The following is a 20839-nucleotide window of genomic DNA, read 5'->3' as shown; positions in this document are numbered from 1 at the left end:
ATGCATATCTGTAGCTTAGTAGCTTAGTCAGATATACTAGGCTTATACCTTCCTTGCTATAAGCAGACCCGCCTATGTCAGATAAACAACAAGATAACACTCATATTGATCCTTTTGCGGATCGAGAATCCAAGAAATACGATAACCCAGTACCTAGCCGAGAGTACATTACGAAGTTCTTAACGGAAGCTAACGTTCCGATGAACCGTAATGATATTTTTGAAGCGCTAGGTTTGTCAGGTGAAGAACAATATGAGGGGCTTCGTCGTCGCTTACGTGCAATGGAAAGAGATGGGCAGTTAATCTTCACGCGCCGCCAATGTTATGCATTGCCTGAAAAGCTAGAGTTGATCAAAGGCTATGTCATTGGTCATAAAGATGGTTTTGGCTGGGTGAGACCAGAAGGCAGTATTGGAAAAGATAATGATGTCCTGCTTCCTCATCACCAGATGCGCAATATTATTCATGGTGACTTAGTATTAGTTCAACCATCAGGTACGGATAAACGCGGTCGTAAGGAAGGGCGTTTAGTCCGCGTACTCGAAGAACGTCAAACCCCATTGGTCGGTCGATTCTTCTTAGAGTACGGTCATTCTTTTGTTGTGACGGATGATTCTCGCATCACACAAGATATCCTTATCCCAAATGAGCATAAAGGCGGTGCTCGTATGGGGAATGTGGTTGTGATTGAACTGACGGATCGCGGCACCCGTACTCGCGGCATGACAGGTAAGGTTATTGAAGTGCTTGGCGAAAATATGGCGCCGGGTATGGAAACGCAGATCGCTATTCGCACTCATCAAATTCCGAATGAGTGGCCTGAAGCGGTGGATAAGCAAATATCAAACTTAGGTGAACATGTCCCTGAGGAAGCCAAAGAAGGGCGTGTTGATTTACGTGAACTGCCGTTGGTGACGATTGATGGTGAAGATGCTCGCGACTTTGATGATGCCGTTTACTGTGAAGCAAAGAAAGGTGGTGGTTGGCGTCTATGGGTAGCCATTGCGGATGTGAGCTACTACGTTCGTCCTGACACTGCATTAGATAAAGAAGCGATCAACCGTGGTAACTCGGTTTACTTCCCTTCTCAAGTGGTTCCAATGCTGCCAGAAGTGCTGTCAAACGGGTTATGTTCATTGAACCCTCAAGTGGATCGCTTGTGTATGGTCTGTGAGATGACCATTTCTGCAAACGGTAAGCTTTCTGGTTACAAACATTATGAAGCGGTGATGAATTCTCATGCTCGTCTTACTTACAACAAAGTAGGTGCGATTCTCGATGGTGATGAAGAACTTCGTCAGCGTTATGACAAAGAAGTGCCACACCTAGAAGAGCTGCATAAAATGTACAAAGTACTGAAGCAGACTCGTGATGAGCGTGGTGCGATTGAATTTGAAACCGTAGAAACTAAGTTCATCTTCAACTCTGATCGCAAGATTGACCGTATCGAACCTGTGATTCGTAATGATGCACACAAGATCATCGAAGAATGTATGATTTTGGCGAACATCGCTTCAGCATCATTAGTTGAGAAAGCAAAAGAAGCGGCGCTGTACCGTATTCATGAAACCCCTGGGGAAGAACGCTTAACTGGCTTCAGAGACTTCCTTGGTGAACTAGGTTTAAACCTGGGCGGTGGTTTAGAACCTTCTCCGACCGATTACGCACACCTGATGCGTCAAATTGGCGAGCGAGAAGACAAAGAGCTGATCCAAACCATGCTGCTTCGTTCAATGAAGCAAGCGGTATACAACGCAGATAATGCTGGGCACTTCGGCTTAGCACTAAAACGTTATGCTCACTTTACGTCGCCTATTCGTCGCTACCCAGATTTATTGCTTCACCGTGCAATCAAATATCTAATTGCTAAAGGTGAAGGGCGTAATACCGATCGTTGGACACCGACTGGTGGCTACCATTACTCATTTGATGACATGGATTTCTACGGTGAGCAATGTTCAATGACAGAGCGTCGTGCCGATGATGCCACTCGTGAAGTGAACGATTGGTTGAAGTGCGAATACATGCAAGACCATGTCGGTGAAGAAATGGATGGCGTTATTGCCAACGTTACCGGTTTTGGTTTTTTCGTTCGCCTAACAGAGCTACACATTGATGGTTTAGTCCATATTTCGTCACTGGCCAATGATTACTATCAATTTGATCCGTTAGGTCAAAGGCTTATCGGTGAAAGTGGTGGCATGATTTATCGCCTTGGTGATTCTGTGAAAGTAAAAGTGAAGGCGGTTAATCTAGATGATCGTCAAATTGACTTTGAATTAACGGAAACTAACCGTAAGCTACGCGGCAAAGGTAAAACTGCGAAGAAGCGTGTTGCTGAAGCGCAGAAAAAAGCGAAAAACAAAAAGCGTGCAGCTGTGAAAAGTCGTAAGCCAGGCACGGCAGCGAAGCCTTTGGTAGAGCCGACGAAAAGACCAGATGGCAGTGAAGAAAAGCCAACGTCTAAAAAGCCGGCACGCAAAAAGTCTCCAGCTGAAAAAGCTCGCAAGAAGAAATCTCGTGCGGGTGCTAATAAAGCTAGAGCAAAAAAGAAATAACCTGACAGGGTAAATGATGAGTAACGAATTTTTATACGGCATTCACGCAGTGAAAGCGGTGTTGGAAAAAGACCCAGCACGATTTATTGAAGCTTATGTATTGAAAGGTCGCCAAGATGAGCGCCTTCTACCTTTACTGAATCAACTTCAACAATACGGCATTTCTATTCAGCAAATGGGGCGTAAGCCTTTAGATGAAAAAGCGCAAGGTGCTAATCACCAAGGCATTATTGCCAAGGTGAAGCCTGCCAAGCAGTTGAATGAAAATGATTTAGACGGCATTTTGGCTCAGCATGAGCAGCCACTTTTGCTAGTGTTAGATGGTGTCACAGATCCGCATAACTTAGGCGCTTGTCTACGTAATGCGGACGCTGCGGGTGTAGCGGCTGTGATTGTCCCAAAAGATCGTTCTTCTCCATTAACCGCAACGGTGAGTAAGGTTGCGTGTGGGGCTGCGGAAACCGTTCCACTAGTGCGTGTGACTAACCTAGCTCGTACTATGCGTGCGTTACAAGAGCAAGGGGTATGGTTTGTTGGCACGGCTGGCGAAGCCACCCACGATATCTATCAAGCGAAAATGACTGGGCCACTGGCGATCGTTATGGGGGCTGAAGGTGATGGAATGCGTCGCTTAACGCGTGAAACCTGTGATGATCTGATTAAGATTCCAATGGCTGGTACTGTTTCAAGCCTAAACGTTTCAGTTGCGTCTGGTATTTGCCTATTTGAAGCCGTGAGACAGCGCCTCGCTCAGTAATTGATTGAAATTACTTCATCTTCTAACGCTCATCACTGGTTGATGAGCATTTGCTTTTCTACGGCATCATCCTAATAAAATACTTACCAAAAGACGGCTAGATGGCGAAATAAAAACTGTTTCATTATTCGCCAAATAGATCTTGCTAATACCCAGCTCTTTCTATAATATTTGCCGTCCTTAAAACTCGGTCATTTTTCTTTAGTTCCTTGCTTCCTCTGGACGACCGAGCCATTCGTGGAAGCTAATAATCCGTAAGGAGCAACCAAATGCGTCATTACGAAATCGTATTCATGGTTCACCCTGATCAAAGCGAGCAAGTTGCTGGCATGATCGAGCGTTACACTGGTTCTATCACTGAAGCTGGCGGTACTATCCACCGTCTAGAAGACTGGGGTCGTCGTCAAATGGCTTACCCAATCAACAAGCTTCACAAAGCTCACTACGTTCTTATGAACGTTGAAGCTGGTCAAGAAGTGATTGACGAGCTAGAAACTGCTTTCCGTTTCAACGATGCAGTTCTACGTAACATGATCATGCGCACTAAAGGCGCTGTGACTGAGCAATCTATCATGCTTAAGCAAAAAGAAGAGCGTGCTGAGCGTGCTCCTCGTCGCGAAGAGCGTACAGAAGCTAAGCCAGAAGCAGCTGCTGAGTAATTCTTTTTTGGCTTAACGCCTTAAAAAATTCTCAACTTGTTTTAGGTCGTTGACAACTACATAAGTAATTGTGAAAGGCCGCATTATTAAATTTAAGATCAGGAGATAGCCCATGGCTCGTTTCTTCCGTCGTCGTAAATTCTGCCGTTTCACTGCAGAAGGCGTACAAGAGATTGACTACAAAGACGTAGCAACTCTTAAAAACTACATCACTGAAGCTGGTAAAATCGTACCTAGCCGTATCACTGGTACAAGCGCTAAGTATCAGCGTCAACTAGCTCGCGCTATCAAGCGTTCTCGTTACCTAGCTCTACTACCGTACACTGACAAGCATCAGTAATCGGTAATAGTTAATAAAAGTTTAAGAGGACTAAGATAATGCAAGTTATTCTACTTGATAAAATCGGTAACCTAGGTGGCCTTGGCGACCAAGTAAACGTTAAATCTGGCTACGCTCGTAACTTCCTTATCCCACAAGGTAAAGCAGTTATGGCAACTAAGGGCAACGTTGAAATGTTCGAAGCTCGTCGTGCTGAACTAGAAGCTAAAGTTGCTGAGCAACTAGCTGCTGCAGAAGCTCGCGCTGAGACAGTTAACGCTCTTGAAGCTGTTGTTATCGCTTCTAAAGCTGGTGACGAAGGTAAACTATTCGGTTCTATCGGTACTCGTGACATCGCTGACGCTATCACAGCGGCAGGTGTTGCAGTAGCTAAGAGCGAAGTACGCCTACCTGAAGGCGCTCTACGTAACGTAGGTGAATTCGAAGTAAGCATCCAACTTCACTCTGAAGTTTTTGCTACTGCGAACGTATCTATCGTTGCTGCTGAGTAATTTCAGTACTAAGACGAATTCTTTCGTTTAGAAAGTTTTAAACACCAGCTTCGGCTGGTGTTTTTTTATGTCTGAAAAGTAGGGAAGCTTGGCGGGTGAGTCTAAAATTGAACCAGTATATTCATTGATAGAATGCTGTCGGCTTTTTCTAATCCTTCAGGAACTTTGTCGTGATATTGGCGAGAAAACGCAATCTTCAGTGCAATGTTCTCGGTAATATCGTTAACGGCTTCAACGTCTGTATCCATTCTTAAGTTGCTCTTACCAGATACGAGCGTCATATCCGCATTGAACTTCAAGTTAGGTAGTGCTTGCCACGACGTATTGATATTGCCTCGAAAAATGCCTTCTTCGACAATCTCTGGAAAAATCAGGTCATCGTCATCGAGTTCGTCTAAGTTTGGCTCTTGGTAACGAAAACCAGGCCCGACTTCGAGTTCCAATAAGAACTTTTCAGTATTAGCAAACTGGTAACCAAGACCGCTAGAAAGTGTGTAGTCTTTGAAGTACGCACTGTATCGAGAATCAACCCCTTTAAAACTACCGTACAAATAGGTTTTAGGGCCTAACTTGTAGTCACTCTGCGCTGAATAAGTCGACTGTCTTTTGTCTTCTTCGCCATCTTTATACAGGTTGTAATATTTCCATTCACCATTGGTACGGTGACGGCCAGACGTATACTCACCACTTAGGCGGGTATTCAATGAGCGAGAATCTGAATTACCAGTATGAGATTGATAGCCGAATTCCACCTCGGCAGAGAGTGGGTTAGGGGCTTCCGTCGAAACAGGTGCAATATCCAGATCCGTGGATTCTTCAGCATATAGCAAAGGCGCACTTAAGAGCCCGATGCCGAGAATGAACAATTTGGACACGCAAACCTCATTTATAGGTGGGATGAATAGTGTGATCGTAATGTTTAACCTTTTCCCTTGAGTCAGCAGTAAGTAAATTCTTATCTAAGAGTAAAACAAAGTGAGCGGATTAGATTACAAATTATTGTTCTTGGGTATAATGAGCGGTCATTATTAGTTATTGAGTGTAGTCATAGTGGATACCAGAAATCAGAAATCAGCCAGTGCTCAAGTCGATGCTATCAAAGTACCGCCGCATTCACTTGAAGCCGAGCAATCCGTTATCGGTGGTTTGCTCTTGGACAATGAACGCTGGGACACCGTGGCTGAAAAAGTGGTCGCGAAAGATTTCTATAGCCGTCCACACCGTCTGATCTTTGAAGCAGTTAAAGCCATTTTAGACGATAGCCATCCTCTGGATTTGATTACACTTTCTGAATTTTTAGAGCAACGCGAACAGCTAGAAGATGTCGGTGGCTTTGCCTACTTAGCAGACTTAGCTAAGAATACGCCAAGTGCTGCTAATATCAACGCATATGCCGATATTGTCGCTCAGCGAGCTTTAGTTCGTAACCTCATTGGAGTGGCGAATGAAATCGCTGATTCAGGTTACGATCCGCAGGGGCGTAGCTCTGAAGACTTGCTCGATTTAGCGGAGAGTAAAGTCTTCGCCATCGCTGAAGGGCGAGCCAGTGAAAACGAAGGTCCACAAAATGTTGATAACATTCTAGAGAAAACGTTAGAACGTATCGAAATCTTGTATAAGACGCCACAAGATGGTGTCACGGGGGTCGATACAGGCTTTAACGATCTTAATAAGAAAACTGCGGGTTTACAGGGCTCCGACTTAATTATTGTTGCGGCGCGTCCGTCGATGGGTAAAACCACGTTTGCGATGAACTTGTGTGAAAACGCAGCAATGAAGCAAGACAAACCTGTGCTTATCTTCTCGTTAGAGATGCCGGGCGAACAGTTGATGATGCGTATGTTGGCGTCTCTTTCTCGTGTAGACCAAACCAAAATTCGTACCGGTCAACTTGATGACGAAGACTGGGCTCGTATCTCTTCGACCATGGGTATCCTCATGGACAAGAAGAACATGTACATCGATGACAGCTCAGGTCTAACGCCAACCGAGGTGCGTTCACGAGCGCGTCGTATTGCTCGTGAACATGATGGTCTTTCAATGATCATGATCGACTACCTTCAACTGATGCGTGTGCCTTCACTGTCTGATAACCGTACTCTTGAGATCGCCGAGATTTCACGTTCCCTTAAAGCGCTAGCGAAAGAGTTGAACGTTCCAGTTGTGGCACTGTCGCAGCTGAACCGTTCCCTAGAGCAACGTGCTGATAAGCGCCCAGTTAACTCAGATTTGCGTGAATCAGGTTCGATTGAGCAAGATGCCGATTTGATCATGTTTATCTACCGTGATGAGGTGTACAACCCGGACAGCTCGTTAAAAGGCATCGCTGAAATCATCATCGGTAAGCAGCGTAACGGTCCTATCGGTTCGGTACGCTTAACCTTCCAAGGTCAGCACTCTCGCTTTGATAATTATGCAGGCCCTGCATTTGATGATGAGTAACCGTTAATGACTTACATGAAAGCGGCGACGGCCAGCATTGATCTCAATGCGCTAGAACATAACCTCAATCTGATTAAATCGAAAGCGCCTGAATGCAAAGTGATGTCGGTAGTGAAAGCCAATGGCTATGGTCATGGCTTACTGCATATCGCAAAGCATTCGAAAAATTCAGATGCATTTGGCGTTGCTCGTATTGAAGAGGCTCTACAACTGAGAGCTGGTGGTATTGTTCAACCGATTTTATTGCTTGAAGGGTTCTATTCGTCAGGTGATTTACCGATTTTGGTTACCAACAACATTCAGACCGTGGTGCATTGCGAAGAGCAGCTAACCGCTCTCGAAAATGCTCAGCTAGAAAGCCCTGTGGTGGTTTGGCTGAAAGTCGACAGTGGGATGCACCGTTTAGGTGTTCGGCCAGAGCAGTATCAAGACTTCGTTGACCGCTTACATCAATGTCCGAATGTAGCGAAACCGCTGCGTTATATGAGTCACTTTGGGTGTGCTGACGAGTTAGATAAAGCGTCGACCACCGAGCAAACCGAACTGTTCCTTTCATTAACCAATGGTTGTGAAGGTGAGCGTTCCTTAGCGAACTCTGCGGGTTTGCTAGCGTGGCCAAATAGCCATTTAGATTGGGTTCGACCTGGGATTATTTCTTATGGTGTGTCGCCATTTGTTGAAAAATCAGCACAAGAGCTCGGCTTTCTGCCTGTCATGACACTCACTTCGCATTTGATTGCAGTGCGTGATTTAAAAGCGGGCGAAAGTGTCGGTTATGGCGCCAATTGGACCAGCGAGCGCGATACTAAGATTGGCGTTATCGCGATTGGTTATGGTGACGGTTACCCAAGAACAGCGCCAAGTGGTACACCTGTTTTTGTCAATGGCAGAAAAGTACCGATAGCCGGTCGAGTTTCTATGGATATGCTAACTGTAGACCTTGGGCCGAATGCGCTGGATAAAGTTGGCGATGAAGCGACACTATGGGGAAAAAACTTACCTTCAGAAGAAGTTGCTCAGCATATTGGTACCATCGCGTATGAGTTAGTGACCAAGCTGACTTCTCGTGTTGAGATGGAATATTCAAAGTAAGTTATGTTGAAAAAACTTACCCTTTCACTCTTAGCCGCGTTTAGCGTTGGATTACCTGTTTCCACGCTCGCGGAAGAGAAAGACAGCGCTTTTGTTCCTTTCCTTTTTAGTACAGAAACCCTTGGGAATACTGTGGGGGTCGCAGGTGTGGCCAAAGGAGTAGGGCAACCTCAAGCCGCCTTATTCGGAATGGCTCTATACTCGGATAAAAATAGCTACGTCGGGTTCCTATCAGCGTTTAACTATGCGCTTTCTGACAGCTTGTTATTTAGTACTCAGATGTACCAAGCTCAGTTAAACGACAGCCCTTATTATCTTGGACATCAAGGTAAGAATGATTCTGATATCGACGATAAAACCATTACTAATGGTTTAGAAAACTATTATGAGTTTGAATTTCGATATCTGTTGCCTTGGGGGAATGTAGCTGACAAAGGTTTACTCGGTGCATTTCAACCCAATCGAGATGTGAGTTTTGCTTCTCCGTTAGAGTCTGGGGTTAGCTCTATCATCTTTACTCCTTTTTATAGCGCTCGAGACTTAGATATAAACCCTGAAGAGGAAAAGGCGACGGGTTTCAGAGTAGAGCTAGACTGGGATAACCGAGACAATACACGTAACACAACAAAAGGTTCCCATACCACGCTGGAGTTAACGGTAGGCGCTGACAACTGGACTACGGATGACACTTGGGTAAAGTGGGAATTTCAAAACAGCCAATATTATGCTCTTGGCCCTTTGGGGGGGTGGTTTGATCAACAAGTCCTTGCATTTGATTTCTATACTGCCGATACCCCGACATGGGGAGACTGTAACGATAACAGTTGTGGTAGGCCTCCGGAAATCGAGCAAGCCAAATTAGGCGGTTTATATCGCTTACGTAGCTACACAGGTGGCCGTTATCATGGTCGTTCAGCAGTGCATTACTCAGCAGAATATCGAGTATTACCGGATTGGCAGCCATTGGAAGATATTCCTATCATTAATTACTACGATTTGCCATGGTGGCAGTGGGTCGCTTTCGCTGAAGTGGGCCGTGTGGCAGATGAATACGACGCAAAAACCTTACATACTGATATGAAGTGGAGCTTGGGTGGTGCGGTACGTTTCCAAGTGGAAGGGATAGTGGTTAGAGCTGAAATGGCAAAAGGCGCCGATGAAGGCACCTTCCGTGTCATGATTAATCAGCCATTCTAAGCTAGTAACGATTTCATTTACTCACCTTGTATCGTCGCAATTATTGTGCGGCTTCCTCCAAAGTCTCGATGCTCTCCAAGGTAAATGCCCTGCCATGTACCTAAAGCTAATCTGCCGTTCTGGATCGGAACGGTGATGCTATTCCCCAACATCGATGCCTTAATGTGTGCGGGCATATCATCGTCGCCTTCGTAAGTATGAAGGTAGTATGGCGCGCGCTCAGGCACAAACTTATTAAAGTGTGATTCCATGTCGATCCTCACCGTTGGATCAGCATTTTCATTAATGGTGAGGCTGGCAGATGTGTGCTGAATGAAGAGATGTAATAAACCAACAGATATTGAATCAATGGAATTCAATTGTTGTTCAATTTCATCAGTAATGAGATGGAACCCACGCTTTTGTGCACTTAGGTGAATAGTCTTCTGAATCCACATACGGCATCCTTTATAATGTATTTGGCAAAAAAGAGGATAGACGCTATCTTTTGCACTTGAATTTACAAGGTTTGACACAAGATTTAGTCATGGAGAACGAGATTAAGCGTTTATTTTTGAATCACCAAATTTTAAGTGATTTATCTCAATGCGGATAACTTAAGAGTTCACCATAATGCGTCTTGAAAAAAAATTACAAAGATTAAAGAAATGAGAGATGTTATTTATCTTTCATTTTAACAACTTATACTTTTGCTAAATCGGGGGTTCTAAGTCGTTAACGTGCTTACTGCGACTAGAATTAAACCTAATGTAACATCGGGATAGATACCATGTTGAAAAATATCAACCCAACGCAAACACAAGCGTGGAAATCACTAACGGCTCACTTCGAATCTGCGCAAGATATGGATCTTAAAGATCTGTTTGCTCAAGATGCTCAGCGCTTTGATCGTTTCTCTACTCATTTTGGCTCAGACATTCTTGTTGATTACTCTAAGAACTTAATCAATGAAGAAACCATGAAGCACCTTTTTTCATTAGCTGATGAAACAAAATTGAAATCAGCAATCGACGCTATGTTTAAAGGCGATGCGATCAACAAAACCGAAGAGCGCGCAGTGCTTCATACTGCACTACGTAATCGCAGTGATAAGCCAGTTATGGTCGATGGCAAAGATGTGATGCCTGCAGTAAACGCTGTACTAGCGAAAATGGAGCTGTTTACGCATCGTATCGTTTCTGGTGAGTGGAAAGGTTACACAGGTAAAGCGATTACAGATGTGGTGAACATTGGTATCGGCGGCTCTGATTTGGGCCCTTACATGGTGACAGAGGCATTAGCCCCATATAAGACGCACCTGAACATGCACTTCGTGTCTAACGTTGATGGTACTCACATCGTTGAAACACTGAAAAAAGTAAACCCAGAAACAACATTATTCTTAGTTGCGTCTAAAACGTTCACCACTCAAGAGACCATGACCAACGCGCATTCTGCTCGTGATTGGTTCCTTGCAGAAGCCGGAGATGAAGCACACGTAGCGAAGCATTTTGCGGCGTTGTCGACGAATGCTAAGTCGGTTGCGGAATTCGGCATTGATACAGACAACATGTTTGAATTCTGGGATTGGGTAGGTGGTCGTTACTCACTGTGGTCTGCAATTGGCCTATCAATTTCACTGTCTGTTGGCTTCGATAACTTCGTGGAGCTATTGGAAGGTGCCCATGATATGGATAACCATTTCGCCGAAACTGAGTTTGAGAAGAACGTTCCAGTGATTCTTGCGCTAATTGGTGTTTGGTATAACAACTTCCACGGTGCAGAATCAGAAGCTATCCTTCCTTACGATCAATATCTACATCGTTTTGCTGCTTACTTCCAGCAAGGTAACATGGAGTCAAACGGTAAGTTTGTAGATCGCGATGGTAACCCTGTGGAATACCAAACTGGTCCAATTATCTGGGGTGAACCAGGTACTAACGGCCAGCATGCTTTCTACCAGTTGATTCACCAAGGTACGAAGTTAATCCCTTCTGATTTCATTGCACCAGCATTAAGTCATAACCCAGCAGGTGATCATCACCAGAAACTGATGTCGAACTTCTTTGCTCAAACGGAAGCATTGGCATTTGGTAAAACGAAAGAAGCAGTAGAAGCTGAATTCCAAGCGGCAGGTAAAACTGCGGAAGAAGTTGCAGAGCTGGTACCATTCAAAGTCTTTGAAGGTAACCGCCCAACGAACTCAATTCTTGTGAAGCAAATTACGCCTCGCACGCTCGGTAACTTAATCGCAATGTACGAGCATAAGATCTTTGTACAAGGTGTGATTTGGAATATCTTTAGCTTTGACCAGTGGGGTGTAGAGTTAGGTAAGCAACTGGCGAACCAAATTCTTCCTGAATTGGCAGATGACGCAAAAATTGATTCTCATGACAGTTCGACAAATGGTTTGATCAACGCATTTAAAGCGTTTAAAGCGTTTAAAGCCTAAGCACAATAAGTTGTGAGCAATAAAAAAGGTTGATGCTTTGCATCAACCTTTTTTGTTTGGGTAAGTAGAGACTTACTCGAAACAGATTTCAATGAAGGCATTACCCCATTGAGATGAGAATGGCATGATAATGATAGAGCCTTCACACTTATGGCGAATAGTATGGCCTTTGCCTGATACCACAACCGGTGTTGCCATATCGAAGTCGAACCCGCTTTCTGCAAGAATTCGTTTAGCGCCACCCGTAACCATGTTGGTGATTTCACCAACCATATCTGTTACTTCTTCATTTAAGCCATTCGGCCTTTCGCCCAGCATGTTCTGCATGATTTCAAGCGCCAATCCTTCGTCGAAGGTAATAGACATTGAACCACGAGATTGTTGGCCAACCATACCGATCAAGCCGGATACATCACCACGAGCAATTTCGTCTTTCTTTACTCTAGGCTTTTGTGGCTTCAGTTCTAATGAGGCCATCGTCTTTAGTACATTCATTAAAGAGGCTAAAAACGGGTTTACAAATTCAGCGCGCATAATGTTCTTCTATTATCTTATTCTGTCATACTGGAGGAACAAGGTTCGCAAACACCATGTGACTCAATGACATGATTGGTAAGCTGAAAACCGTGTTGCTCTGCATTCTTAGCGAGTAGAGCTATCAATGTTTCATCTTGTAGCTCAATAACAGTGCCACATTTATCACAAATTAATAAGTGAGAGAAATGTTTGTTGGCATTACATGAGCAACAACAAATAAAGCTATTGGTGGATTCCACCCGATGAATGAAGCCTTGTTCCAATAAAAAATCTAAAGCGCGATAGACAGTTGGAGGTTTTGCTTGTGGTTCGCTGAGCTTTAACTGTTCTAGTAACTCGTAAGCGCTTGAGGCTTTCTTGTTAGATAGAATAAGTTCAAAAACTCGCTTTCTCTGCGTAGTTAAGCGAACTCCTCTCGCTGCACATATCCCTTCTATTTGCTCTATCAATGTTAGGTCCAAATTCTTCACCATCACAATTGGACTTCTTTAATCATAAACTATTTCTAGCCGATTTTCGTTGAGGAACCAATAATTTTCCGATTAAAGCAAGCCACAAAGCAAATTGTGGACCACTCGTTCGGATTAGACAAGGTAACTCAAAATACTAATCCTACTCAAGCCATAAGTGATTGTTGTATTAGAATTAGATGCTCTAAGCTAGGGTTTAATTAAAATGTGTGATGCGAAGTTCATATAGCGCAAAGGCAGCGGAGCCTTTACAATAGCGCACTTTGCTTTTGTTGGGCTTGCCCAGCGGATATTTTCGACTCGTTACTAGGGTACTTTAACCATGACTCATTCATGTAGGCTTTCAGTTGCTCCAATGCTCGATTGGACCGACCGCCACTGTCGCTACTTCCACCGTTTATTGTCTCAGCAGACTCTTCTTTATACAGAGATGGTGACAACTGGTGCGATATTGCATGGTAAAGGTGATTTTCTTAAGTATAGCGAGCAAGAACACCCATTAGCGTTGCAATTAGGTGGCTCAAACCCTGTTGATTTAGCCGCTTGCGCGAAGTTAGCTGCAGAGCGTGGCTATGATGAAGTGAACCTAAATGTTGGTTGCCCATCTGATCGAGTTCAAAATGGTCGCTTCGGTGCATGCTTAATGGCAGAGCCTGAGTTAGTGGCTGATTGTGTCAGTGCCATGAAGGAAGTGACCGATATTCCTGTTACTGTGAAAACACGTATCGGGATCGATGATCTAGATTCGTATGAGTTTCTAACGAAATTCATTTCAACAGTGTCAGAGAAAGGTGGCTGTGAGCAATTTACTATCCATGCTCGTAAAGCTTGGCTAAGTGGTTTAAGCCCGAAAGAAAACCGTGAAATTCCCCCGCTCGACTACGAGCGTGCTTATCAAATTAAGAAGGACTTCCCGGAGTTAGTGATTGCGCTTAATGGCGGTATTACTACCTTAGAAGATTCGAAGGAGCACCTTAAGCACTTAGACGGTGTGATGATTGGGCGCGAGGCGTATCACAGTCCTTACATACTGGCGCAAGTCGACCAACAAATCTTTGGTTTAGACACACCTGTGAAAAAGCGTTCACAAGTCGTAGAAGAGATGTACCCGTACATTGAGCAAGAGTTATCGAATGGCGCAAGCTTAGGGCATATTTCTCGTCATATGCTGGGTTTATTCCAAAGCATGCCTGGTGCGAGACAATGGCGCCGTTATATCAGTGAAAACGCGCATAAGAAAGGCTCTGGTATTGAAGTGATTCAAACCGCTTTAGCAAAGATCCCTAAAGAGTTAAATGTGTAAATCTCGCCATTGTTGGTAAATTTTACCAATTTACGTAATCTATAAAAACCACGCTAAATAAAGCGTGGTTTTTATTTTATTGATAAACAAAGATATTTCTTAAATTTTGTTCTTGGTACGGTTGCTGCAATAAGCTAAGTGTCGAGTTAATAAAGAGAAATAAGGAATCGAGTATGTTTGAGCTAATCTTTGTCTTAATTTTTGTCACGATACTGCTGGTTACAGGAATCACGGCTTTCACGGTATTTGCTGCAACCGGTGTTGCGTTAGTAGTAATGATGTTACTTGGCATGGTGAGCATCGTATTCAAGCTGTTACCTTGGTTGATTGTGATTGCTTTAGGCGTTTGGTTCTTCAAAAACTTTGTTCACAGTCCTCGTTAAGTTTTCGTGAGTATGCATATGTTTGTCGTTGCCTCGGAAAAATGTGTGGTAGAATTTTCACCATAAAATTTTACCCTTGTGTTCAATACTGAACATAAGAGACTAATTGGGAGCTATCTGAAATGAGCAAAACACCATTGATTGCTGTAATGGGCATGATGTTTTCAGCAGCAGCTGTGTCTGCAGATTCCGATGATTTCTATTCTGCAAAAGTCGGTGCTGACATGTGGTGGGGTGGAACGAAAGTAAACGAAGTAAGACGCGACGATAGCAGTTCGCCGTCAATGTACTTTGCTTTCGAACACAAATTGCCAATGCTCCCGAATGCTAGTATCCGATACACAACGGTAGACGCGGATTACATGGCATTTGATAAGTACGACTACACGTTTTACTACAACGTACTTGAACATGATTTATTGCACTTTGATGCTGGTGTGACATTCAGCCAGTACTCTAATACTAAATATGTTGATGTCGCTGATAACAACAGAACTGCAACTTTCGATGAGTTGACGTGGAGTTTCTACGGTTTTGGTGAGATTAACGTACCGAATACGAAGGTCGATATCATAGGTTCTATGGAGTTTGGTGATAGCAGTGGCATTAAGAGCACAGACCTAATGGCTGGCGTGCAATACCGTATCCCACTGGAGAGTGCCGATATCGCTTTACGTGGTGGCTACCGAGTGATCGATCTAGAAGCGCCTGATGTTTTTGACTCGACATTGGGCAAGCCTTTCATCTTTGTCGATGGTTGGTTTGCTGGAGCCGAAGTGAGCTTCTAACATTGTTATTTAGTTTAAAGAACGTCGCTTTATTAAGCGGCGTTTTTTTATATCTTTTAATTATATCGTTCTGGAATTAGTTAGCACATTTGCCACTTTGAACCATCATTACTAATGCGGTTGAAATTTATTTGATTAATGCTGACTCAAGGAAGGAAACATGACTCTCCCTGAACTAAGAAATTTGTATCGAGAGAAGATGTTAGTCGAAGCCATTATAGAGCCTTCGACGCAAGAGGGCTCATGGGTTGTGGAGTTTCGCCACAGACGAGGTGGGTTCGTACTGTTAACCGATGTACATGGTGAAGAGTGCCACTATTTGGATTTGGACTTAGCGTCTAAGTCAGCAATGGCGGTAGGTTTTCAACAAGTTCGAATTGAAAATAAATAGTGCCGATGCTCTATCTACTCTTTCTTACTTCCAAAAAGTTATAAAACATACTTATCTATTCTTTCTTGTTATTAAAAGGAGTGGTTAATCTATCGTCACGCAATGATTAGGGATGTCGTGACTATGTCTTCACAAAAGAAAGTGGCACCAGAAAACACCGCTCCAGCGGGCCTACCTGGAATAGCCGCTCCACTTAATGACCAACAATTAGGTCAACTTCAACAAACGGTTTCAGAATTGTCACCACAGCAACTTGCTTGGGTAAGTGGTTATTTCTGGGGTTTAAGCCAATCTCAACCTGTAGGTGCTGCGGCTCCTATTGCCCATGCTGCTGCGGCAGTAGCTGCCAAGCCGGCAGGAAAGTTATCTATTATCTTCGCTTCTCAAACTGGGAATGCAAAAGGTGTGGCAGAAGCGCTTGAAGCAGAGGCAAAAGCGTCGGGCATCGCGGTTCAACTATTTGATGCGAGCGACTACAAAGGCAAGAACCTTGCGAAAGAAACTCACGTTATCGTTGTAGCTTCTACTAATGGTGAAGGTGAAGCACCAGATAACGCGATCGAGTTACACGAATTCCTTCAATCAAAGAAAGCGCCTAAATTACCTAACTTGCAATACGGTGTGATTGGTTTGGGTGACTCCAGCTATGAGTTCTTCTGCCAAACAGGTAAAGATTTCGATAGCTACTTATCTAAGCTAGGTGCGACGGCATTTATTGAACGCATCGATTGCGATGTGGATTATGAAGCACCAGCGAGTGAGTGGACGGCAAAAGCGCTTGAGCAAGTAAAAGAAGCGTTATCATCAGGTAGTGAAGCCGAAGTAGTCCAACTTCCAGTAGGACAAGCTGCTGCTAGTCACTCTCAGTACACTAAGCAGAACCCATACACCGCCACGTTACTGACAAGTCAGAAAATTACTGGCCGAGATTCAGGTAAAGACGTTCGCCATATCGAGATCGATCTGGATGGCTCTGGTATTACGTATCAACCAGGCGATGCATTGGGTGTGTGGTATGAAAACAGCTCTGATCTTGCAAACGACATTCTTGCTAAAGTCGGCTTATCAGGTGTGGAAAGTGTAGAAGTTGATGGTGAAAGCTTATCGATTCATAGTGCACTAGTGAGTAAATACGAAATCACGGCTGCAAATCCTCAATTAGTCACTAAGTTTGCTGAGCTATCTGGTAGTAAGAAACTAGAAAAGCTGGTGGCTGATAAAGACAAACTGCGTGACTACGCAGGTAACACACAAGTAGTCGATGTGCTTGCCGAGAAAAAAACCAAGCTTGCGGCAGAAGAACTGGTGGGTCTATTACGTAAATTAACGCCACGTTTGTATTCGATTGCTTCAAGCCAAGCTGAGGTGGATGAAGAAGTACACTTAACGGTTGGTCTTGTTGAATATCAGAAAGGTGAAGAGTCTCGATTTGGTGGAGCATCAAGCTTCTTAGCTCAGCGCCTTGAAGAAGGTGGCGAACTGAAAGTGTTTGTCGAAAACAACAATAATTTCAAACTACCTCAAGATGATAACACCCCAATTATTATGATTGGCCCTGGTACTGGTATTGCTCCTTTCCGCAGTTTCGTTCAAGAACGTGAAAACCGCGATGCAGAAGGCAAAAACTGGTTGTTATTTGGTGATCGAACTTTCACTCAAGATTTCCTATACCAAGTGGAATGGCAAAAATACCTTAAATCTGGCGTGTTGACGCGTTTGGATGTGGCCTTTAGCCGAGATCAAAACGAAAAAGTATACGTTCAACACCGTTTGTTAGAGCAAGCTGAACAAGTTTGGCAGTGGTTACAAGATGGCGCATACCTGTATGTGTGTGGTGATGCAACGCGCATGGCAAAAGACGTTCATGACGCATTGGTGACCATTGCTCAAGAGCAAGGTCAACTAGGGCGTGAACAAGCAGAACAATATATTAATGATTTACGCAAAGCGAAGCGTTACCAAAGGGATGTGTACTAATGAGCAAACAAGAAGTGTTAGGACAAGTATTAGGTCCACTTGCTGATAATGAACGTTTAAAGAGAGAAAGTAACCATCTTCGCGGAACGATTGAAGCAGACTTGCAAGACAGAATCACAGGTGGCTTTACCAAAGATAACTTCCAGCTGATTCGTTTTCACGGCATGTACCAACAAGATGACCGTGACATTCGCAATGAGCGAGCGAAGCAAAAGCTGGAGCCTCTACATAATGTAATGCTTCGTGCTCGTATGCCTGGTGGCATCATCACTCCAAAGCAGTGGTTGGCTATCGATAAGTTTGCAGATGAACATACCTCTTACGGCAGTATCCGTTTAACTACGCGTCAAACCTTTCAATTTCATGGTGTACTAAAGCCTAATATTAAGCTCATGCACCAAACGCTAAACAGCATTGGTATTGATTCAATTGCTACAGCAGGTGATGTTAACCGAAACGTGTTATGTACTACGAACCCGGTTGAGTCTGAATTGCATCAAGAGGCGTACGAATGGGCGAAAAAGATCAGTGAGCATCTATTACCTAAGACTCGTGCTTATGCTGAGATTTGGTTAGATGGTGAAAAATTAGAAACAACAGATGAAGAGCCGATCCTAGGAAGTAACTACCTACCTCGTAAATTCAAAACCACAGTCGTAATACCGCCACAAAATGATGTGGACGTGCATGCTAACGATTTGAACTTTGTTGCGATTGCCGAAAACGGCAAGCTGGTGGGTTTTAACGTATTAGTCGGTGGCGGTCTTGCAATGACCCACGGCGATACATCGACCTATGCTCGCCGAGCTGATGATTTTGGTTTCGTTCCTCTTGAGAAAACGCTAGATGTAGCGGCAGCAGTGGTAACCACACAACGTGATTGGGGTAACCGCTCAAACCGTAAAAATGCAAAAACTAAGTACACTTTAGACCGCGTGGGTATCGATGTATTTAAAGCAGAAGTAGAAAAGCGTGCAGGTGTAGCGTTTACAGAAAGTCGCCATTATGAATTTACTGGTCGTGGAGACCGAATTGGTTGGGCTGAGGGGATTGATGGGAAGCATCACTTAGCTTTGTTTATCGAAAATGGTCGATTACTTGATTTCCCTGGTAAGGCACTCAAAACAGGTGTCGCTGAAATTGCGAAGGTTCATAAAGGTGACTTCCGCATGACAGCAAACCAAAACTTAATCGTAGCGGGTGTACCTAAAAGCCAGAAAGCTAAAATTGAGAAGCTAGCTCGTGAGTATGGTTTGATGGATGATGCGGTAAGTGAGCAGCGCAAAAACTCAATGGCGTGTGTTGCATTTCCAACGTGCCCACTGGCAATGGCTGAAGCCGAGCGATTCCTTCCTGAGTTTGTAACAGATGTAGAAGGCATCTTGAGTAAGCATGAATTACCAAAAGACGACAATATCATTTTACGTATCACTGGTTGCCCTAATGGCTGTGGCCGTGCAATGTTGGCGGAAATTGGATTAGTGGGTAAAGCGCCGGGCCGTTATAACCTGCATTTAGGTGGTAACCGAGCGGGAACGCGTATCCCTAAAATGTACAGAGAGAATATTACCGACAAACAAATCCTAGAAGAAATTGATGGGCTTGTTGGGCGCTGGGCAAAAGAACGAGAAGAAGGTGAAGGTTTTGGTGACTTTACTATTCGTGCCGGCATCATAGAAGAAGTATTCGTTTCAAAGAGGGATTTGCATGCTTAATACTGTAGCGTCAAAGCCACAGTTAGCAGAGCTGCTCACATTAACTAAGACGGTGCAAACAATTCGTCTTGCAGAAATCAATGTGGAGTTAGAACAGCTAACGGCACAACAACGAGTTCAGTGGGCGTTAGAGAACTTGGAAGGAACGCATGTCGTTTCATCCAGTTTTGGAGTTCAGGCAGCGTTAATGTTGCACCTCGTGACAAAAGCACAGCCTGACATTCCAGTAATACTGACGGATACGGGGTACTTGTTCCCAGAGACATATCGTTTCATCGATGAATTAAGTGAGAAGCTTACTTTAAACTTGAAAGTGTTTCGTTCCCACGAAAGCCCAAATTGGCAAGAAGCTCGTTATGGCAAATTATGGGAACAGGGCATTGAAGGTATAGAAAAGTACAATAAGCTCAACAAAGTCGAACCAATGCGCCGTGCGCTAGATGAGTTAGACGCAGGAACGTGGTTTTCAGGGTTGCGCAGAGAGCAATCCAAATCCAGGTCTGGGCTACCAATTTTGTCGATTCAAAATGGAGTCTTTAAGTTCTTGCCTATCGTCGATTGGACAAACAAAGACGTTCACTATTATTTAGAAGAACATGGTCTGTCATATCACCCACTTTGGGATGAAGGTTACCTTTCTGTGGGTGATACTCATACAACCAAGAAATGGGAACCAGGTATGAATGAAGAAGAAACTCGATTCTTCGGTTTGAAAAGAGAATGTGGACTACATGAAGATGACGATACTGAACAATTTGGTTCAGGCATCTAGTCTTTAAGGTTTTTCATTAAGAAATTAAGCTGCTTCGGCAGCTTTTCTTTTTGTTGAAGAAGAAAAATAGCGACTCAATTTAATAACTCTGTGGATAACTTGTATAGTCATTGGGGCTAAATATTAAAAAATAGCAGGTTGGGTGCTATTTCATCATTTAATCGTTATTTTTTGCATTTTTATTGAAATAAACCTTGCCAATATGATCGAGTTCTCTATAATGCCGCCTCACTGACACGGCAGACGCCATAAGGCTTCAGCGAAGAATGTTAGTTAGGCAACTAGGTTAGCAAGATAATTAACTTCTACTTTTTAAAAGTGAAAATTAATTTAAATAAAGTGTTTGACACTTTGAATTATCTCGCTAGAATGGCCGCCTCTTCACAAGGGAGCGCAGGCTACCAAGTGAAAGCTCTTTAACAATTTAAACCTATCAATCTGTGTGGGCACTCGTTGATGAATATCAAAAATTGATTCTTAGGAATCACTTTGGTTTCAATGAACTGAGTGACCAATCAAGACTTCGGTCTTGGCAC

20 protein-coding genes are annotated in these 20839 nt (G+C 43.8%); 16 read left to right on the top strand and 4 right to left on the bottom strand.

All coding sequences use genetic code 11. The annotated features are described in order from the left end of the window. The first annotated feature begins 74 nt into the window (after nucleotides 1-74). From rnr to rplI, 5 genes are all read left to right on the top strand, one after another. Nucleotides 75-2558 carry a ribonuclease R gene (gene rnr, locus ELZ11_RS17655; RefSeq protein WP_137358711.1) on the top strand — a complete coding sequence of 828 codons (2484 nt, stop codon included), beginning with the start codon at nucleotides 75-77 and terminating at the stop codon, nucleotides 2556-2558. Between the two features lie 16 nt (nucleotides 2559-2574). Further along, nucleotides 2575-3315, top strand: coding sequence for a 23S rRNA (guanosine(2251)-2'-O)-methyltransferase RlmB (rlmB, locus tag ELZ11_RS17650; RefSeq protein WP_137358710.1), 741 nt, complete (start codon nucleotides 2575-2577; stop codon nucleotides 3313-3315). A 269-nt stretch (nucleotides 3316-3584) separates the two neighbouring features. Beyond that, nucleotides 3585-3974: a 30S ribosomal protein S6 gene (rpsF, locus tag ELZ11_RS17645; RefSeq protein WP_004741278.1), complete on the top strand. Its 390-nt coding sequence runs from the start codon at nucleotides 3585-3587 to the stop codon at nucleotides 3972-3974. A gap of 112 nt (nucleotides 3975-4086) precedes the next feature. Continuing rightward, nucleotides 4087-4314 carry a 30S ribosomal protein S18 gene (gene rpsR, locus ELZ11_RS17640; protein ID WP_000090472.1) on the top strand — a complete coding sequence of 76 codons (228 nt, stop codon included), beginning with the start codon at nucleotides 4087-4089 and terminating at the stop codon, nucleotides 4312-4314. A gap of 38 nt (nucleotides 4315-4352) precedes the next feature. Next, nucleotides 4353-4805, top strand: coding sequence for a 50S ribosomal protein L9 (gene rplI, locus ELZ11_RS17635; protein ID WP_137358709.1), 453 nt, complete (start codon nucleotides 4353-4355; stop codon nucleotides 4803-4805). 101 nt (nucleotides 4806-4906) lie between these two features. Here rplI and ELZ11_RS17630 read toward each other — a convergent pair whose 3' ends face one another. After that, on the bottom strand, nucleotides 4907-5671 hold the full coding sequence (locus tag ELZ11_RS17630; RefSeq protein ID WP_257619172.1) for a DUF481 domain-containing protein: 765 nt from the start codon (nucleotides 5669-5671) through the stop codon (nucleotides 4907-4909). 184 nt (nucleotides 5672-5855) lie between these two features. Here ELZ11_RS17630 and ELZ11_RS17625 point away from each other — a divergent pair, with 184 nt between their 5' ends. From ELZ11_RS17625 to ELZ11_RS17615, 3 genes are read left to right on the top strand one after another with little or no spacing between them, the layout of a single operon-like run. Continuing rightward, nucleotides 5856-7247 carry a replicative DNA helicase gene (locus ELZ11_RS17625; protein ID WP_137358707.1) on the top strand — a complete coding sequence of 464 codons (1392 nt, stop codon included), beginning with the start codon at nucleotides 5856-5858 and terminating at the stop codon, nucleotides 7245-7247. 6 nt (nucleotides 7248-7253) lie between these two features. Then, nucleotides 7254-8339 carry an alanine racemase gene (alr, locus tag ELZ11_RS17620; protein WP_137358706.1) on the top strand — a complete coding sequence of 362 codons (1086 nt, stop codon included), beginning with the start codon at nucleotides 7254-7256 and terminating at the stop codon, nucleotides 8337-8339. A 3-nt stretch (nucleotides 8340-8342) separates the two neighbouring features. Beyond that, the gene (locus ELZ11_RS17615; RefSeq protein WP_374939840.1) at nucleotides 8343-9536 is read left to right on the top strand and encodes a BamA/TamA family outer membrane protein; all 1194 of its coding nucleotides are present in this window, start codon (nucleotides 8343-8345) and stop codon (nucleotides 9534-9536) included. 17 nt (nucleotides 9537-9553) lie between these two features. Here ELZ11_RS17615 and ELZ11_RS17610 read toward each other — a convergent pair whose 3' ends face one another. After that, nucleotides 9554-9973: a secondary thiamine-phosphate synthase enzyme YjbQ gene (locus ELZ11_RS17610; RefSeq protein WP_137358705.1), complete on the bottom strand. Its 420-nt coding sequence runs from the start codon at nucleotides 9971-9973 to the stop codon at nucleotides 9554-9556. Nucleotides 9974-10305: 332 nt separating this feature from the next. Here ELZ11_RS17610 and pgi point away from each other — a divergent pair, with 332 nt between their 5' ends. Then, nucleotides 10306-11967, top strand: coding sequence for a glucose-6-phosphate isomerase (gene pgi / locus ELZ11_RS17605; RefSeq protein WP_137358704.1), 1662 nt, complete (start codon nucleotides 10306-10308; stop codon nucleotides 11965-11967). Nucleotides 11968-12039: 72 nt separating this feature from the next. Here pgi and ELZ11_RS17600 read toward each other — a convergent pair whose 3' ends face one another. Further along, nucleotides 12040-12501 (bottom strand): chemotaxis protein CheX, encoded by a 462-nt coding sequence (locus ELZ11_RS17600; RefSeq protein ID WP_137358703.1) that lies wholly within the window; start codon nucleotides 12499-12501, stop codon nucleotides 12040-12042. Nucleotides 12502-12518: 17 nt separating this feature from the next. Then, a complete protein-coding gene (gene zur / locus ELZ11_RS17595) occupies nucleotides 12519-12977 on the bottom strand; it encodes a zinc uptake transcriptional repressor Zur (protein WP_137358890.1) in 459 nt (152 codons plus the stop codon). 319 nt (nucleotides 12978-13296) lie between these two features. On the opposite strand from zur, the gene dusA reads away from it, so the two are divergent. The 7 genes from dusA to ELZ11_RS17560 all read left to right on the top strand — a co-directional run bounded on the left by dusA (nucleotide 13297) and on the right by ELZ11_RS17560 (nucleotide 20303). Beyond that, nucleotides 13297-14277: a tRNA dihydrouridine(20/20a) synthase DusA gene (gene dusA / locus ELZ11_RS17590; protein WP_137358702.1), complete on the top strand. Its 981-nt coding sequence runs from the start codon at nucleotides 13297-13299 to the stop codon at nucleotides 14275-14277. 173 nt (nucleotides 14278-14450) lie between these two features. Further along, the gene (gene pspG / locus ELZ11_RS17585; RefSeq protein WP_137358701.1) at nucleotides 14451-14660 is read left to right on the top strand and encodes an envelope stress response protein PspG; all 210 of its coding nucleotides are present in this window, start codon (nucleotides 14451-14453) and stop codon (nucleotides 14658-14660) included. Nucleotides 14661-14782: 122 nt separating this feature from the next. Further along, a complete protein-coding gene (locus tag ELZ11_RS17580) occupies nucleotides 14783-15448 on the top strand; it encodes a TIGR04219 family outer membrane beta-barrel protein (protein WP_137358700.1) in 666 nt (221 codons plus the stop codon). A gap of 160 nt (nucleotides 15449-15608) precedes the next feature. After that, nucleotides 15609-15839: a hypothetical protein gene (locus ELZ11_RS17575; protein WP_137358699.1), complete on the top strand. Its 231-nt coding sequence runs from the start codon at nucleotides 15609-15611 to the stop codon at nucleotides 15837-15839. Between the two features lie 123 nt (nucleotides 15840-15962). Then, the gene (locus ELZ11_RS17570) at nucleotides 15963-17816 is read left to right on the top strand and encodes an assimilatory sulfite reductase (NADPH) flavoprotein subunit (RefSeq protein ID WP_137358698.1); all 1854 of its coding nucleotides are present in this window, start codon (nucleotides 15963-15965) and stop codon (nucleotides 17814-17816) included. Continuing rightward, nucleotides 17816-19531, top strand: coding sequence for an assimilatory sulfite reductase (NADPH) hemoprotein subunit (cysI, locus tag ELZ11_RS17565; RefSeq protein ID WP_137358697.1), 1716 nt, complete (start codon nucleotides 17816-17818; stop codon nucleotides 19529-19531). The genes ELZ11_RS17570 and cysI overlap by 1 nt, the downstream gene beginning before the upstream one ends. After that, entirely contained in the window at nucleotides 19524-20303 is a 780-nt protein-coding gene (locus ELZ11_RS17560; RefSeq protein WP_137358696.1) for a phosphoadenylyl-sulfate reductase, read from the top strand. Before cysI ends, ELZ11_RS17560 begins: the two co-directional genes overlap by 8 nt. Nucleotides 20304-20839: the final 536 nt, after the last annotated feature.

The sequence above is a fragment of the Vibrio profundi genome, assembly GCF_005281835.1.
GTDB classification, from domain to species: Bacteria; Pseudomonadota; Gammaproteobacteria; order Enterobacterales; family Vibrionaceae; genus Vibrio; species Vibrio profundi.
The sequence above is the reverse complement of the archived record's forward strand: the minus strand, read 5'-3'. Positions and strand labels throughout refer to the sequence as shown.

Excerpts from the sequence above, each read along its gene's own strand:
- rnr (WP_137358711.1), top strand. The coding sequence starts at position 75 with ATGTCAGATAAACAACAAGATAACACTCATATTGATCCTTTTGCGGAT.
- rlmB (WP_137358710.1), top strand. The coding sequence starts at position 2,575 with ATGAGTAACGAATTTTTATACGGCATTCACGCAGTGAAAGCGGTGTTG.
- rpsF (WP_004741278.1), top strand. The coding sequence starts at position 3,585 with ATGCGTCATTACGAAATCGTATTCATGGTTCACCCTGATCAAAGCGAG.
- rpsR (WP_000090472.1), top strand. The coding sequence starts at position 4,087 with ATGGCTCGTTTCTTCCGTCGTCGTAAATTCTGCCGTTTCACTGCAGAA.
- rplI (WP_137358709.1), top strand. The coding sequence starts at position 4,353 with ATGCAAGTTATTCTACTTGATAAAATCGGTAACCTAGGTGGCCTTGGC.
- alr (WP_137358706.1), top strand. The coding sequence starts at position 7,254 with ATGACTTACATGAAAGCGGCGACGGCCAGCATTGATCTCAATGCGCTA.
- ELZ11_RS17615 (WP_374939840.1), top strand. The coding sequence starts at position 8,343 with ATGTTGAAAAAACTTACCCTTTCACTCTTAGCCGCGTTTAGCGTTGGA.
- ELZ11_RS17610 (WP_137358705.1), bottom strand. The coding sequence starts at position 9,973 with ATGTGGATTCAGAAGACTATTCACCTAAGTGCACAAAAGCGTGGGTTC.
- pgi (WP_137358704.1), top strand. The coding sequence starts at position 10,306 with ATGTTGAAAAATATCAACCCAACGCAAACACAAGCGTGGAAATCACTA.
- ELZ11_RS17600 (WP_137358703.1), bottom strand. The coding sequence starts at position 12,501 with ATGCGCGCTGAATTTGTAAACCCGTTTTTAGCCTCTTTAATGAATGTA.
- zur (WP_137358890.1), bottom strand. The coding sequence starts at position 12,977 with ATGGTGAAGAATTTGGACCTAACATTGATAGAGCAAATAGAAGGGATA.
- dusA (WP_137358702.1), top strand. The coding sequence starts at position 13,297 with ATGACTCATTCATGTAGGCTTTCAGTTGCTCCAATGCTCGATTGGACC.
- pspG (WP_137358701.1), top strand. The coding sequence starts at position 14,451 with ATGTTTGAGCTAATCTTTGTCTTAATTTTTGTCACGATACTGCTGGTT.
- ELZ11_RS17580 (WP_137358700.1), top strand. The coding sequence starts at position 14,783 with ATGAGCAAAACACCATTGATTGCTGTAATGGGCATGATGTTTTCAGCA.
- ELZ11_RS17575 (WP_137358699.1), top strand. The coding sequence starts at position 15,609 with ATGACTCTCCCTGAACTAAGAAATTTGTATCGAGAGAAGATGTTAGTC.
- ELZ11_RS17570 (WP_137358698.1), top strand. The coding sequence starts at position 15,963 with ATGTCTTCACAAAAGAAAGTGGCACCAGAAAACACCGCTCCAGCGGGC.
- cysI (WP_137358697.1), top strand. The coding sequence starts at position 17,816 with ATGAGCAAACAAGAAGTGTTAGGACAAGTATTAGGTCCACTTGCTGAT.
- ELZ11_RS17560 (WP_137358696.1), top strand. The coding sequence starts at position 19,524 with ATGCTTAATACTGTAGCGTCAAAGCCACAGTTAGCAGAGCTGCTCACA.